Annotated in this window: 12 protein-coding genes; 6 read left to right on the forward strand and 6 right to left on the reverse strand. The window is 75.8% G+C overall.

Going from position 1 to position 13,097, the window contains the following annotated elements; translation table 11 throughout:
* Window positions 1-123 precede the first annotated feature (123 nt).
* Window positions 124-2,637 (reverse strand): glycoside hydrolase family 65 protein, encoded by a 2,514-nt coding sequence (locus ACWPWW_RS15970; protein WP_454051322.1) that lies wholly within the window; start codon window positions 2,635-2,637, stop codon window positions 124-126.
* Window positions 2,634-3,422, reverse strand: coding sequence for an HAD family hydrolase (locus ACWPWW_RS15975; protein WP_454051323.1), 789 nt, complete (start codon window positions 3,420-3,422; stop codon window positions 2,634-2,636). Before ACWPWW_RS15975 ends, ACWPWW_RS15970 begins: the two co-directional genes overlap by 4 nt.
* A gap of 377 nt (window positions 3,423-3,799) precedes the next feature.
* On the opposite strand from ACWPWW_RS15975, the gene ACWPWW_RS15980 reads away from it, so the two are divergent.
* Together ACWPWW_RS15980 and ACWPWW_RS15985 are read left to right on the forward strand one after the other, a co-directional pair.
* Complete coding sequence (locus tag ACWPWW_RS15980) at window positions 3,800-5,032, forward strand: AGE family epimerase/isomerase (protein ID WP_454051324.1); 1,233 nt, start codon at window positions 3,800-3,802, stop codon at window positions 5,030-5,032.
* Between the two features lie 53 nt (window positions 5,033-5,085).
* Window positions 5,086-6,258, forward strand: coding sequence for an SLC13 family permease (locus ACWPWW_RS15985; protein ID WP_454051325.1), 1,173 nt, complete (start codon window positions 5,086-5,088; stop codon window positions 6,256-6,258).
* Between the two features lie 3 nt (window positions 6,259-6,261).
* Here the strand turns inward: ACWPWW_RS15985 and ACWPWW_RS15990 are convergent, their stop codons facing one another.
* The gene (locus tag ACWPWW_RS15990) at window positions 6,262-6,879 is read right to left on the reverse strand and encodes a helix-turn-helix domain-containing protein (protein WP_454051326.1); all 618 of its coding nucleotides are present in this window, start codon (window positions 6,877-6,879) and stop codon (window positions 6,262-6,264) included.
* A gap of 90 nt (window positions 6,880-6,969) precedes the next feature.
* Between ACWPWW_RS15990 and ACWPWW_RS15995 the strand changes: the two genes are divergently transcribed.
* The 3 genes from ACWPWW_RS15995 to ACWPWW_RS16005 all read left to right on the forward strand — a co-directional run bounded on the left by ACWPWW_RS15995 (window position 6,970) and on the right by ACWPWW_RS16005 (window position 9,372).
* Window positions 6,970-8,010, forward strand: a complete 1,041-nt coding sequence (locus ACWPWW_RS15995) for an NAD(P)/FAD-dependent oxidoreductase (protein ID WP_454051327.1) — start codon at window positions 6,970-6,972, stop codon at window positions 8,008-8,010.
* Window positions 8,007-8,738, forward strand: coding sequence for an SAM-dependent methyltransferase (locus ACWPWW_RS16000; protein ID WP_454051328.1), 732 nt, complete (start codon window positions 8,007-8,009; stop codon window positions 8,736-8,738). The genes ACWPWW_RS15995 and ACWPWW_RS16000 overlap by 4 nt, the downstream gene beginning before the upstream one ends.
* A 154-nt stretch (window positions 8,739-8,892) precedes the next feature.
* A complete protein-coding gene (locus tag ACWPWW_RS16005) occupies window positions 8,893-9,372 on the forward strand; it encodes a heme-degrading domain-containing protein (protein ID WP_454051329.1) in 480 nt (159 codons plus the stop codon).
* A 21-nt stretch (window positions 9,373-9,393) separates the two neighbouring features.
* On the opposite strand, the gene ACWPWW_RS16010 is transcribed toward ACWPWW_RS16005, so the two are convergent.
* Complete coding sequence (locus ACWPWW_RS16010; RefSeq protein ID WP_454051330.1) at window positions 9,394-10,047, reverse strand: alpha/beta hydrolase family protein; 654 nt, start codon at window positions 10,045-10,047, stop codon at window positions 9,394-9,396.
* 224 nt (window positions 10,048-10,271) lie between these two features.
* Between ACWPWW_RS16010 and ACWPWW_RS16015 the strand changes: the two genes are divergently transcribed.
* Window positions 10,272-10,541 (forward strand): DUF7218 family protein, encoded by a 270-nt coding sequence (locus ACWPWW_RS16015; RefSeq protein ID WP_454051331.1) that lies wholly within the window; start codon window positions 10,272-10,274, stop codon window positions 10,539-10,541.
* 68 nt (window positions 10,542-10,609) lie between these two features.
* Here ACWPWW_RS16015 and ACWPWW_RS16020 read toward each other — a convergent pair whose 3' ends face one another.
* Window positions 10,610-11,521 carry a metal ABC transporter substrate-binding protein gene (locus tag ACWPWW_RS16020; protein ID WP_454051332.1) on the reverse strand — a complete coding sequence of 304 codons (912 nt, stop codon included), beginning with the start codon at window positions 11,519-11,521 and terminating at the stop codon, window positions 10,610-10,612.
* 109 nt (window positions 11,522-11,630) lie between these two features.
* Complete coding sequence (gene aztD, locus ACWPWW_RS16025) at window positions 11,631-12,962, reverse strand: zinc metallochaperone AztD (RefSeq protein WP_454051333.1); 1,332 nt, start codon at window positions 12,960-12,962, stop codon at window positions 11,631-11,633.
* Window positions 12,963-13,097: the final 135 nt, after the last annotated feature.

The raw sequence follows: 13,097 nt of genomic DNA on the forward strand, positions 1-13,097 counted from the left end.
GCCCCGAGGACCGCGGGCCGACCGTGCGGCGGTACGTCGTCTCCGTCCCGTCCTGAGCACGACGCAGGCCCCCGCCCCGGGTGGACCGGTGGGGCGAGGGCCTGCGTCAGGACGCGCGCGGCGTCAGTCGTGCGAGAGCGGCGGGGGCGTCAGCACCGTGGGGTGGTCCGGGACGCTCGCGGTCATCAGCGTGCCGTCGGCGCGCCGCGTGCCCTCGATGTCGCGCACCGTCGGGGTGCCGATCAGCCGGGGTGCCGGGGCCAGCGCCACGACCACCGGGTCGCCCGCGGTGACCTTGACGGGCTCGCCGCGCACGACCAGGTCGGCGGCGTCCCCGTCCTCGACGGTCAGGCGCAGCTCGGTGTGCCGGACGTCGACCCGGACCCGGGTGCCGCGCAGCGTGAGCCGGAACGTCAGCCCGTCCCACACCTCGGGGAGCCGCGGGTCGAGCGACACGACGCCCTCGTGGTCCCGCATGCCACCGAACCCGCAGGCCAGCGCGCTCCACACGCCGCCGGCCGACGCGACGTGCACGCCGTCCGCGGTGTTGTGGTGCAGGTCGGCCAGGTCCACGTACAGCGCGGACGTGAAGTAGCGCAGCGCGAGCTCCTGGTACCCGACCTCGGACGCCACGATCGACTGCACGACGCCGGACAGCGTCGAGTCGCCCGTGGTCAGCGGGTCGTAGTAGTCGAAGTCCGCCAGCTTCTCCTCGAGGGTGAACTGGTCGCCCTGCAGGAACAGCGCCAGCACGACGTCCGCCTGCTTGAGCACCTGGAACCGGTAGATCACCAGCGGGTGGTAGTAGAGGAGCAGCGGGCGCTTGGACGGGTCGGTGTTGGCCAGGTCCCACAGCTCCTTCTCGAGGAACTGCGCGTCCTGCGGGTGGATCCCCAGGCGCTCGTCGTAGGGGATGTGCATCCGCTCGGCGGCGTGCGCCCACTCGTCGAGCTCGGCCTGGGACAGCTGCAGCCGCGCCACCATGGCGGCGTGGTCGGCGGGGCGCTCGTGCGCGAGCCGGTCGACCGCCTCGACGGCGCCGCGCAGGTTGGCGCGCGCCATGACGTTGGTGAACAGGTTGTCGTTCACGACCGTCGTGTACTCGTCGGGGCCGGTGACGCCGTGGATGTGGAACGAGGAGTCGCCGTTGCTGCCGCGCCAGAAGCCCAGGTCGGCCCACATGCGGGCGGTCTCGACCAGGATGTCGATCGCCTCGCGCGCGAGGAACCCGTCGTCGCCGGTGGCGGCCACGTACTGGCGCACGGCGTGCGCGATGTCGGCGTCGATGTGGTACTGCGCGGTGCCGGCCGCGTAGTAGGCGGACGCCTCCTCGCCGTTGATCGTGCGCCACGGGAACAGGGCGCCGTTCTGGTTGAGCTCGGCGGCCCGGCGACGGGCGGCGTCGAGCATCGTGTACCGGAACCGCAGCGCGTTCCGGGCCACCCGCGGGGAGGTGTACGTGAGGAACGGCAGGACGTAGATCTCGGTGTCCCAGAAGTAGTGGCCGCTGTACCCGGAGCCGGTCAGGCCCTTGGCCGCGATGCCGTTGCCCTCGGCGCGCGCCGTCGCCTGCGCGATCTGGAACAGGTTCCACCGGATGGCCTGCTGCAGGTCCGGCTGGCCGGGGACCTCGACGTCGCTGCGCGCCCAGAAGTCGTCGAGCCAGGCCCGCTGGTCGGCGAACTGCTGCTCGACGCCCGTGGCCTGCACCCGGTCCAGGGTGCGGCGGCAGCGGTCGGCGAGCTCGCGCGCGGGCACGCCGCGGGAGGAGTGGTAGGTGACGACCTTGGTGATCCGGATCGTCCGGCCCTGCTTGGCGTCGACCCGGTAGACGTGCTTCGCCAGGTCCTCCTCGACCAGCGACAGCTCCTCGTAGTCGTTGTCCGTCTCGATGCTGTGGTCCGCCGCGACGGAGAGCGTCATGCCCGACGACGCCGCGCGGTAGGACAGCACGTAGCGGCCGCCCGCGCCCCAGTGGCTGCGCGGCTCGAGGACGCGCTCGGTCAGCGTCTCGGACTTGCGGGGGTCGAAGCCCTCGCCCATCGCGGCGGCGCGGACGTGGTACTCGTCCTGCCCGTCCTGCCGGTTGAGCAGCTGGCTGCTGACGACCACCGGGGCGTCGTCGTCGAGCATCGTGAGCTCGTAGGTGAGCACGGCGAGGTGCCGCTCGGCGAACGACACCATGCGCCGGGTGCGGACCTGCACGCGCTTGCCGGACGGCGTCTGCCAGATGAGGTCGCGGTAGAGCACGCCGTCGCGGAAGTCGAGGCTGCGCTCGTACTCGTGCAGGTCCGCGACGGTGAGCAGCAGCGGCTCGTCGTCGACGTACAGCCGCATGATCTTGGCGTCCGGGACGTTGACGATCGTCTGCCCGACGCGGGCGAACCCGTACGCCTCCTCGGCGTGCCGGATCGGCCAGGTCTCGTGGAACCCGTTGATGAAGGTGCCGTGGCTGTGGCTGTCCCGGCCCTCCTCGACGTTCCCGCGCATGCCGAGGTACCCGTTGCCGAGGGCGAACAGGGTCTCGGTGCGGCCCAGGTCGGCCGCGTCGTGCCGCGTCTCGCGGAGCCGCCACTCCTCGCGCGGGAACCGGTGCCGGTCGAGGGGGTCGGGGGTGAACAGGGAGGAGGGGTTCACAGCGGGGCGCTCTCGGGGTCGTCGGTGCGGTCACGGGGACGGTCGGGGGCGGCGACGAGCTCGACGAGGTCGTCCACCACGAGGTCGGCGCCCTGCTCGAGCAGGACGGCCGCGCCGGCGCCGCGGTCGACGCCGACGACCAGGCCGAAGTCGCCGGCCCGGCCGGAGGCGACGCCGGACTCGGCGTCCTCCACCACGACGGCGCGCTCCCGGGGCACGCCGAGCTGAGCGGCGGCGTCCAGGTAGGTGGCGGGGCTCGGCTTGCCGGCCAGGCCGCGGGCGGCGGCGACCAGGCCGTCGACGACGACCTCGAACCGGTCGCTCAGGCCGGCGGCGGCCAGCACGGGCACGGCGTTGCGGCTGCTCGACACGACGGCGACCTTGCGGCCGTCGGCGATCAGCGCGTCGACCAGGCGCACGGAACCGGGGTAGGGCGTGACTCCCTCGGTCTCGAGCACCTGGGTGAACACGGCGTTCTTCCGGTTGCCCAGGCCGCAGACGGTCTCCGTCTCGGGCGCGTCGGCGGGGTCGCCCCAGGGCAGCTCGATGCCGCGGGAGGCGAGCAGCGAGGCCACGCCGTCGTACCGGGGCTTGCCGTCGATGTGCGCGAAGTAGTCGGCGTCGGTGTACGGCGCCGCACCTCGCGCGTCGAGCAGCGGCGCGAACAGGCGGGCCCAGGCGTGCATGTGCACCACGGCCGTCGGGGTCAGGACGCCGTCGAGGTCGAACAGGACGGCGTCGAGGCCGTCGAGGACCGCGGCGGGCCGGTCGAGGGCGGGTGCCACGATGGAGCTCCTGGGGGCGTCGTCGGTAGGGGTCACGTGCAGGTCCCGGCCCGTGTGGACGCGGGTCCGCGCACCCAGTCTGGTCGGTGCCCACGGGGCCGTCCTGCGGGGCGGCTCACGGGCGCGGTCGTGCGCGCGACGTCGACGCTGTGCATGGGGCGGTCCTCGTGGCGTGCGGCTCGGCGAGACGGGGTTTCGCGGACCGACGGGAGCGACGCTGACCGAGCCTGATCCGCGGATCATCCTCGCGTCGCCCGGGGGCCGTGTCAAAGGGCCAGGACGACCCGGGACGAACCCGGCATCCGGGGCGCTGCCAGGGCGTTCGCGCCCCGATCCGCACCTGCTCGGGGCCCGGGGGTGTGACTAGGCTGACACCCATGACGTGGCTGACGACGCCCGCGCACGCCCGCTGGCTCGAGAACGAGACCGACCGCCTGCTCGCCTTCGGGCGCGCGTCCGCCGCACCGTCCGGCGGGTTCCTCCGCCTCGACGACGTCGGCCGACCGCTGCCCGGCCCGGTGGAGCTGTGGATCACCTGCCGGATGACGCACGTGTACGCCCTGGGGCAGCTGCTGGGCCGCCCGGGCAACGCCGCGCTGGTCGACCACGGCCTCGCCGCGCTCGACGGGCTGTTCCGGGACGCCGAGCACGGCGGCTGGTTCGCCGAGGTGAACGCCGACGGCACGCCGCGCGACACCGACAAGGCCGCGTACCCGCACGCGTTCGTCGTCCTCGCGACGTCCTCGGCGGCCGCCGCCGGCCGGCCGGGCGCCGACGCCCTGCTCCGCGAGGCCCTCGACGTCTCGGAGCGCCGGTTCTGGGACGACGAGGCCGGGATGGCCGTCGAGTCGTGGGACCGCACCTTCACGGAGCTCGACGGGTACCGCGGCGTCAACGCCAACATGCACACCGTCGAGGCCTACCTCGCCGCGCACGGCGTGACCGGCGAGCGGGTGTGGCTGGACCGCGCCGTGCGCATCCTCACCCGCGTCGTGCACGGGTTCGCCCGCGACAACGCGTGGCGGATCCCCGAGCACTTCGACGCGCAGTGGCAGGCGGATCTCGAGTACAACGCCGACGCCCCCGCCCACCCGTTCCGGCCCTACGGCGCGACGATCGGGCACTGGCTGGAGTGGGCGCGGCTCACCCTGCACGCGCGCGCCTCGCTCACCGCCGCCGGCGACGTCGCCCCCACGTGGATGGTCGACGACGCGGTCGCGCTGTTCGACGCGGCCGTCCGCGAGGGCTGGTCGGTCGACGGCGCGCCCGGCTTCGTCTACACGGTCGACTGGTCCGGGAAGCCCGTCGTGCGGGAGCGGATGCACTGGGTCGCCGCCGAGGGCATCGCGGCGGCCGCGGCCCTGCACGCCGCGACCGGCGAGCAGCGGTTCGACGACTGGTACGCCACCTGGTGGGAGTACGCGGAGACCTACCTGGTCGACCGCGAGGGCGGGTCCTGGTGGCACGAGCTCGGCACCGGCAACACCGTGTCGCGCACGGTCTGGGAGGGCAAGGCCGACCTCTACCACGCGGTGCAGGCGACGCTCGTGCCGCGGCTGCCGCTGGCACCGGTCATCGCGCCGGCGCTCGCGCAGGGGCTGCTGGACTGAGGACCCCGGCCCGACGTCGCGCCGGGGGAGGCGCCTGGCCCTAGCATCACCGCGTGTCCCGGCGTCGACGGTCCGTCCCGTGGTGGGCGGTCGCGATCGTGCCGGCCGCCCTGCTGCTGCTGACCGGCGCCCTGCCGCGTGCCGACGCGTCCGCGCTCGCGGAGCGGGTCGGCCCGGTCCTGGTCCTGGTCGCGGCGCTCACCGTGGTGGCCGAGCTCTGCGGGGCGGCCGGGCTGTTCGACGTCGCGACGGACGCCGCCGCCCGGGCGGCCCGTGGCCGGCGCTGGCTGCTGTGGCTGCTGCTCGTCGGGATCGCCGTGCTGTCGACGGTGCTCCTGTCGCTGGACACCACCGCGGTGCTGCTCACCCCGCTCGCGATCACGCTCGCGCGGCGGACCCGCACGTCGCCGCTGCTGCTGGTCCTCACCGTCGTCGCCCTCGCCAACACCGCGTCGCTGCTGCTGCCGGTGTCCAACCTGACCAACCTGCTTGCCGACCACCGGTTCGCCGAGCAGGGCGTCGGCTACCTCGGCGTGATGTGGGCGCCGGCGGTCGCGGCGGTCGTCGTGACCGTGGTGGTGCTGGCCGTGCGTGGCCGCCGCGAGCTGCGGGGGCGCTTCGAGCCCGGCGACCGGTACGTGCCGCCGGACCGCCCGCTGCTGGTGGCGACCGGGGTGACCACGGGGGTGATGGCGGCGGGGTTCGTCGCCGGGCTGCCGGTGTGGGCGGTCGCGCTGGCGGCGGCCGTCGTGCTGCTGGTGGTGTTCGCCGTGCGCCGCCGGCCCGTGCCCGGGCGCCGGCGCGACCTGGTGCCGTGGCGGATGCTGCTGGTCGTCGGCTCGCTCTTCGTCGTCGTCGAGACGCTGCAGGTGCGCGGGCTCGGCGACCTGGTGGCCGACGCCGCGCCCGGCGGGACGGGGACCGGGGCGCTGCTGGGCGTGGCCGGGCTGTCGGTGGCGGCGGCGAACCTGCTGAACAACCTGCCCGCCTACCTGCTGCTGGAGCCGGTGGCCGGGGAAGACGTGCACCGGCTCGCGGCCGTGCTGATCGGGACCGGGGTCGGTCCGCTGCTCACGCCGTGGGCCTCGCTGGCGACGGTGCTGTGGTGGCAGCGGTGCCGGCAGGCGATGGTGCACGTGCCGCTGCGGGCCTTCCTGGTGCAGGGCGCGTGGCTGACGCCGCTGTGCGTGGGTGCGGCGGTGCTGGCGCTCGCGGCGGCCGGCTGACGCTCAGCCGGCCCGGCGCCGGGCCGGCCGGGCACGCAGGTGCATCCGCTCGCCCTGCGGCCCCCAGAGCGACAGCACCTCGGCCGCGCCCGGACCGGGGTTGGTGAACCAGTGCGGCGTGCGGGTGTCGAACTCCACGGCCTCGCCCGCCTCGAGCATCAGGTCGTGCTCGCCGAGGATCAGCCGCATCCGGCCCTGGAGCACGTACATCCACTCGTACCCCTCGTGCGTGCGGGGGTCCGGCGGCCCGGGGTTGTGCCCGGCCGGGAACACCTGCTTGTACGCCTGGAGGCCGCCCTGCCGCCGGCTCAGCGGGACGTAGGTGACGCCGTCGCGGTCGACGGGGGACAGGTGCACGCGGGGGTCGCCGGTGGCGGGCGCGCCGACCAGCTCGTCCAGCGGCACCTGGTGCGCCCGTGCCAGCGGCAGCAGCAGCTCCAGCGTCGGGCGGCGCTGCCCGGACTCGAGGCGGGACAGGGTGCTCACCGAGATGCCCGTGGTGCGGGACAGGTCCGCCAGCGTCGCGCCGCGGCGCTGGCGCAGGTCGCGGAGCCGGGGGCCGACGCCCGCGAGGACGGGCTCGAGGTCGGGCGCGGACGGGGTCGCGGCGTCGTCGGACATGCGGTCAGTTTGCCGTCCCGGCAACAAGGTTTGTCAACCGGTCGTCCGGGCGAGCACGGTGGGACCCGACGACGACGGGCGGAGGACGAGATGGATCAGGACACCTACGACGTGCTGGTGGTCGGCGGCGGGGCGGCGGGGCTGAGCGGGGCGCTCACCCTGGCCCGGGCGCGGCGCCGGGTGCTGGTGGTGCACGACGACACGCCGCGCAACCGGCCGGCGGCGCACCTGCACGCCTACCTCGGGCTCGACGGGCTGCCGCCGCTCGAGCTGCTGGCGCGTGGCCGGGCCGAGGTCGAGGGCTACGGTGCCGAGACGGTGCAGGACCGGGTGCTCGACGTGCGCCGGGACGGGGACGTCTTCCGCGCGGAGCTCGCGGGCGGTCGCGTGGTGCGGGCCCGCCGCGTGCTGGTCGCCAGCGGCCTGGTCGACGCGCTGCCCGACGTCCCCGGGCTGGCGGCGCGCTGGGGCCGGGACGTCCTGCACTGCCCGTTCTGCCACGGGTGGGAGGTGCGGGACCGCGCGGTGACGATCATCGGCACGGGCCCGCTCGCGATGCACCAGGCGCAGCTCTGGCGCGGCTGGACCGCCGACCTCACCCTGGTGCTGCACGCCGGGGACGAGCCGTCCGACGCCGACTGGGAGCGGCTCGCCGCGCTCGGTGTGCGGGTGGTCGACGGGCGCGTGGCCGGGCTGGTCGTGTCCGGCGACGCGCTGACCGGCGTGCGGCTCGCGTCCGGGGTCGAGCTCGCCTGCGACGCGGTGGTCGTCGCGACCGGCATGACGGCGCGCCTCGACGGGCTCGCGGCCCTCGGCCTGCCGGTGGAGCCGCTGGTGATGGCCGGGCAGGTGATCGGATCGCGGGTCGTCACCGGACCCGACGGCGTCACCGACGTCCCCGGCGTGCGGGTCGCGGGCAACGCCACGGACCTGCGGGCGCAGGTCCAGGTCGCGGCGGCCGCGGGGCTCGTCGCCGGGGCCGGGCTGGTCGGCGAGCTCGCGGCGGAGGACGCCGACGCGGCGGTCGAGCGGTACCGGGCCGAGCAGACGGCGCCGTTCTCCGCCCGGGCCGAGCGGGAGCTGGCCGACCGGCTGACGAGCGCGGGCACGCTGGGGCGGCACGGGCTGTGACGAGGACGACGGCCCCCGGGTGGTCCGGGGCCGAGCGCGAGGAGGAGGAGCGGCAGATGGGCGACGGGCACCAGCACGGGCACGCGCACGGCGCGGGCGAGGTCCGGCACGACCGGGAGTTCTGGGAGGAGCGGTACCGGTCGGCGCCGCAGGTGTGGAGCGGGCGGCCGAACCCGCAGCTGGTGGACGAGGCCGGCGCGCTGCCCGCGGGGACCGCCCTCGACATCGCCTGCGGCGAGGGCGGCGACGCGCTGTGGCTCGCGGGCCGCGGGTGGCGGGTGACGGCGGTGGACCTCGCGCAGACGGCGCTCGACCGGGTCGACGCCGCGGCGGCGCAGGCCGGGCCCGAGGTCGCGGCGCGGGTGCGCACCGTGCGCGCCGACGTCGGGGAGTGGGTCCCCGGCGACGACCGCTACGACCTGGTGACGTCGCACTTCCTGCACCTGCCGCCGGCGGACCGCGCGGTGGCGTTCGGTCGGATGGCGGCCGCCGTCGCGCCGGGCGGCACCCTGCTGGTCGTCGCGCACCACGCCAGCGACCTCGCGACCACGATCGGCCGGCCCGACGTGCCGGAGCTGTTCTTCGCGCCGGAGGACGTGGTCGCGGCCCTCGACCCGGACGGCTGGGACGTGCTGGTCGCGGAGGCGCGGCCGCGCCGGGCGGTCGACCCGGACGGCCACGAGATCACGATCCGCGACACGGTGGTCCGCGCCCGCCGGCACCCCTGACCCCTGGCCCGCCCGCCCCCGGCCGGGTCACCAGGTGGAGGCTCTGCCCGACACGCCCCGGCGTGTCCGGCAGGGCTCTCCACTTGGCGCGGGCGGGGGCGGCGCGGGCGAGGGCGGGCGGCGCGGGGCGGGTCGGCGGTGGCAGGATCGCGGCATGAGCGACGACACCGAGGTGCGGGCCCTGATCGCCGACGTCGAGCGGCAGGAGCGGGACCTGCGGTTCGCCACCTTCACCAACGACGACGCGTGGGAGCTGGGCTCGCTGCTGGTCCGGCTGGCCACCGAGCGCGGCCTGGCCGTGACGATCGACATCCGCCGCGGCACCCAGCAGCTGTTCCACGCCGCGCGGCCGGGGACGACGGCGGACAACGACTCCTGGGTCGAGCGCAAGGTCCGGGTCGTCGAGCGGTTCGGGACCTCGTCGTTCCTGCAGGGCCTGCGGGCGCGCGCCAAGGGCACGACGTTCGCGGCGGTGCACGACCTGCCGCTGCAGCAGTACGCCGCGCACGGCGGGGCGTTCCCGGTGCACGTCGAGGGGGTCGGCATCGTCGGCGCGGTCACGGTGTCCGGGCTGCCGCAGGCCGAGGACCACGCGCTGGTGACCGAGGCAGTCCGCACGTTCCTGGACGGCTGACCGCCTCGGAGCCCGGCCGGCTCAGAGCGCGGGCAGGACCCCCGGAAGCCAGGCGGTCACCGCGGCCGTGACCGCGCGCACGTCCTTCTTGAGGGCGTGGTCGCCGGCCACCACCACCACGGTGCGCGCGTCGGCGTCCGGCGGGGTGCCGTAGGCGTCGGTCGCGCCCTGGACGACCAGCACCGGCACGTCGACCGCCTCGAGCTCCGGCAGCCGGCTCGGCAGGTCCGGCCGGCCGGGCGGCTGCGTCGGGAACGCCAGGCACAGCACGCCGGCGGCACCGGTGGCGCTCGCGGTCCGGCAGGCGGTGCGGGCGCCGGCGGACCGGCCGCCGGTGACCAGCGGCGCGTCGAGGACGTGCGCCCGCAGGTGCTCGACGACCGCGGTCCACGCGACGTCCAGGGCGGGGCCGCGCGGGCCGACCCGCTTCCCGGCGACGCGGTACGGCTGCTCGACCAGCGCCACGGCGAGCCCGAGGGCGATCGCGGCGGCGGTCACGGCGACCAGGTCGGGGGCGCCGATGCCGCCGCCCGCCCCGTGCCCCAGCACGAGCGCACCCGGGACGGCGACCCGGCCGTCGGCGCCGGGGGAGGACCCGGCGGGCAGGTGCAGGTGGGCGCGCGCGGTCCCCTGCGGGGTCTCGACGTCCACCACGCGCTCGGCTCCGGTCGTCACCCCGCGCACGCTACCGGCAGTCCCTCGCCCCGCCCGGCGGACGCCGCCGCGCCGCCCTCGCGCGCGCCGGGTGAGGTCGTCGGACGTGCACGAGGTCGTCAGTCCGGCGGGACGACGTCGTGCCGGAGTGACGACCTCGCGCGACGGACGGGCCAGCGGATGCGGGCGCGGCCGGTGCGGGGCATCGTCGGGAGGGTCCGCACCGTCGATGCGAGGAGGTCGCCATGCCGCGCCGTGACCCGGGTCCCAGCGTGAAGGACAAGGGGCTCTACGAGGAGCTCCGCGACGAGGGCAACAGCAAGGAGAAGTCGGCGCGCATCGCCAACGCCGCCGCGGCCCGCGGGCGGTCGTCCGTCGGCAAGAAGGGCGGCGAATCCGGCTCCTACGAGGACTGGACGGTGGACGACCTGCGCAAGCGCGCCGCCGAGATCGGCATCGAGGGCCGGTCGTCCATGAACAAGGCCGACCTGGTGGACGCGCTCCGGTCGCACTGACCCGCACGCCGCACGCCGCACGGCCCCCGCGGACGCTCCGCGGGGGCCGACGCGTCGCCGGTGCGTGGTCAGCCGCCGCAGACCAGGCCGGTCCGCAGCGCGTCGAGGTTGTCGCGCATGACGTCGAGGTAGTCCCGGTCGTCGTCGGCGGCCAGGCCCTCCAGCGGGTCGAGCACCGCGGTGCCCACGCCGAGGTCGTCCGCGAGGGTCCGGGTGACCTTCGGGCTCGCCAGGGTCTCGAAGAACAGCGTCTCGACGCCCTCGGCCTGCACGGTGGCCGCGACCTCGCGCAGCCGCGCGGGCGACGGCTCGACCTCCGGGTCGATGCCGCTGATGCCGACCTGGTGCAGGCCGTAGCGCTGCGCGAGGTAGCCGAACGCCTCGTGGGAGGCGACCAGCGTCGCGCCGCGGCAGGCCGCCAGCCCGTCGGCGAGCTCCGCGTCCAGGGCGTCGAGGTCCGCGGCGAGCGCGTCGGCGGCCGCGGTGAAGTCGTCGGCGTGCGCCGGGTCGACCGCGGCCAGGGCGTCGGCGACCTGGTGCCCGACGGACGCGAGCCGGGCCGGGTCGAGCCAGAGGTGCGGGTCGAGGTCTCCGGAGCCCGGGCCGGCGGTCCGGGTGCCGTCCGGGTGGGCCTCCAGGCCGGCGGCCTCCGCCGCGTCGACGACGTGCGCCGGCGCGGTGGACGCGACGGCGTCGTCGGTGGCCGCCTGGAAGCCGGACAGGTAGACGACGAGGTCGGCGTCGCCGAGCCCGGCCACGGCGCTGGGCGACAGCTCCAGGTCGTGGGGCTCGCCGCCGGGCGGCGTCAGGGACGCGACGGCGACGCGCTCGCCCCCGACGCGCTCGGCGACGAACTGCAGCGGGTAGAACGCGGCGACGACCGCGTGCCGGTCGTCGCCGTCGCCGGGGGAGCAGGCGGCCAGTGCGGCGGAGGCGGCGATCGCCAGTCCGAGGGCGCGGGTGGTGCGGGGGTGCAGCACGGGAGTCCTTCCGGGGGAGCGTGACGTGCCGGGTGGAACGTCCGGGCCGGCACGCCGTCGGCGTGTCCGTCCGGACGTTCCACCCGGGGACCGAGGAGCCGGGTCGGCGTCAGCCCTCGGCGCCCTCGCCCTCGTGCTCGTCGTCGGCGTGCTCGTGCTCGTCGTGCGCGCCGTGCTCGGAGGCCGCACCGGAGACGCCCGTGACCTCGTTCGGCACGACGTCGAGCTCACCGGTCAGCCAGACCTCGCCGGTCTCGACGTCGACCGCGTGCACGGTGCTCGTCGCCGGGTCGGTGATGTACGCGGAACCGTCCAGCACCGTGATCGCCGGGCGGGGGTCCTGCCAGGTCGTGGACTCCTCCCAGGCGTCGATCACGGGGATCGAGCGGACCAGGGTGCCGGACCCGGGGTCGATGACGTGCAACGCGCCGTCGGTGCCGAGCACGAGCGCCTCACCGGCGTCGCCGCGGGCCAGCGAGCGGAACGTGTAGGACGCCGGCAGGTCGACCAGGCGCAGCGACGCGTCGCGGGTGTCGATCAGGGAGACGCGGGTCGGGCGCTCGAGCTCGGCGTCCGGGTCGGACTTGTAGTCGCCGAGCACGATCGGCGACGCCTCGGTGCCCGCCTGGTTGCCGATCCGCCCGTAGGGGTCGGGGGCGGTGACCTTGGTGATCTGCCCGCCCGCGTAGACGACGGCGCCGTCCTCGCAGCCGATCACGACGGCCTCGTCGGCGGCCACGGCCTCGCCGTGCACGCCCGGGCAGGCGTCGGACGCGGCGATCTCGGTGCCGTCGGCGTCGAGGACGCGGATGCCGGTCCGGCCGTCCTCCGTGCCTTCGGAGACGACCAGGCGGCCGTCGGTCAGCTCGACGGCGACCCCGTGGTGAGCGGCGGGCAGCGTCACCGCGCGGGTGTCCGCGTCCGCCTCGGCCAGGTCGCCGGAGTCGACGACGGTGACGGTGCCGGTGCCGTCGTCGAACAGGGCGGTGCGGCCCTCGTGCGGCACCACGTGCCCGGGCTTCTCGGCGGGCCAGAGGACGTCGGTGAGCACCGGGTCGCTGGTGTACGCGTGGGTGTGGTCGCCGTGCGGCTCGGTCCACGTGCCGACGTCGAGGGTCTGGAAGCCACCGGTGGTGGAGACCATGACGTGCCGGTCGTCGCCGGCGCCGTTCAGCCGGTTGAAGCCCTCGAGCGGGAGGTCGGCCACGAGCTCGAGGGTGGCGGCGTCGAGCACCTGGATGCCGCCGTCGTAGGTGAGGACGAGGCGGGGCTTCGCGGTGGCGACCTCGGTCGCGACGGGTGCGGCAGCGGTGTCGTCGGGCGTGGCCGACGGGGCGGCGGTCCCGGACTCGCTCTGCGCGCAGGCGGCGAGCAGCGAGACGGACAGGCCGAGGCCGAGCGCCGCGACGAGGCGCGGCCGGGGGCGGGTCGATCGGGTCATGTGGGGGCAGGCGGACGCGGGGCCGGTGCGGACGCACGGGTGCCCTCGCCGCCGTCTCCTCTCCAGTTGCGTGGCGGTTGATCAGCGCGTTCACGCTAACACAACTGATACTCAGTCTCATTAAGCCTGCAGGGG

The organism is Cellulomonas sp. Marseille-Q8402 (genome assembly GCF_965119525.1).

Excerpts from the sequence above, each read along its gene's own strand:
- ACWPWW_RS16015 (WP_454051331.1), top strand. The coding sequence starts at position 10,272 with ATGCCGCGCCGTGACCCGGGTCCCAGCGTGAAGGACAAGGGGCTCTAC.
- ACWPWW_RS15980 (WP_454051324.1), top strand. The coding sequence starts at position 3,800 with ATGACGTGGCTGACGACGCCCGCGCACGCCCGCTGGCTCGAGAACGAG.
- aztD (WP_454051333.1), bottom strand. The coding sequence starts at position 12,962 with ATGACCCGATCGACCCGCCCCCGGCCGCGCCTCGTCGCGGCGCTCGGC.
- ACWPWW_RS15990 (WP_454051326.1), bottom strand. The coding sequence starts at position 6,879 with ATGTCCGACGACGCCGCGACCCCGTCCGCGCCCGACCTCGAGCCCGTC.
- ACWPWW_RS16005 (WP_454051329.1), top strand. The coding sequence starts at position 8,893 with ATGAGCGACGACACCGAGGTGCGGGCCCTGATCGCCGACGTCGAGCGG.
- ACWPWW_RS15995 (WP_454051327.1), top strand. The coding sequence starts at position 6,970 with ATGGATCAGGACACCTACGACGTGCTGGTGGTCGGCGGCGGGGCGGCG.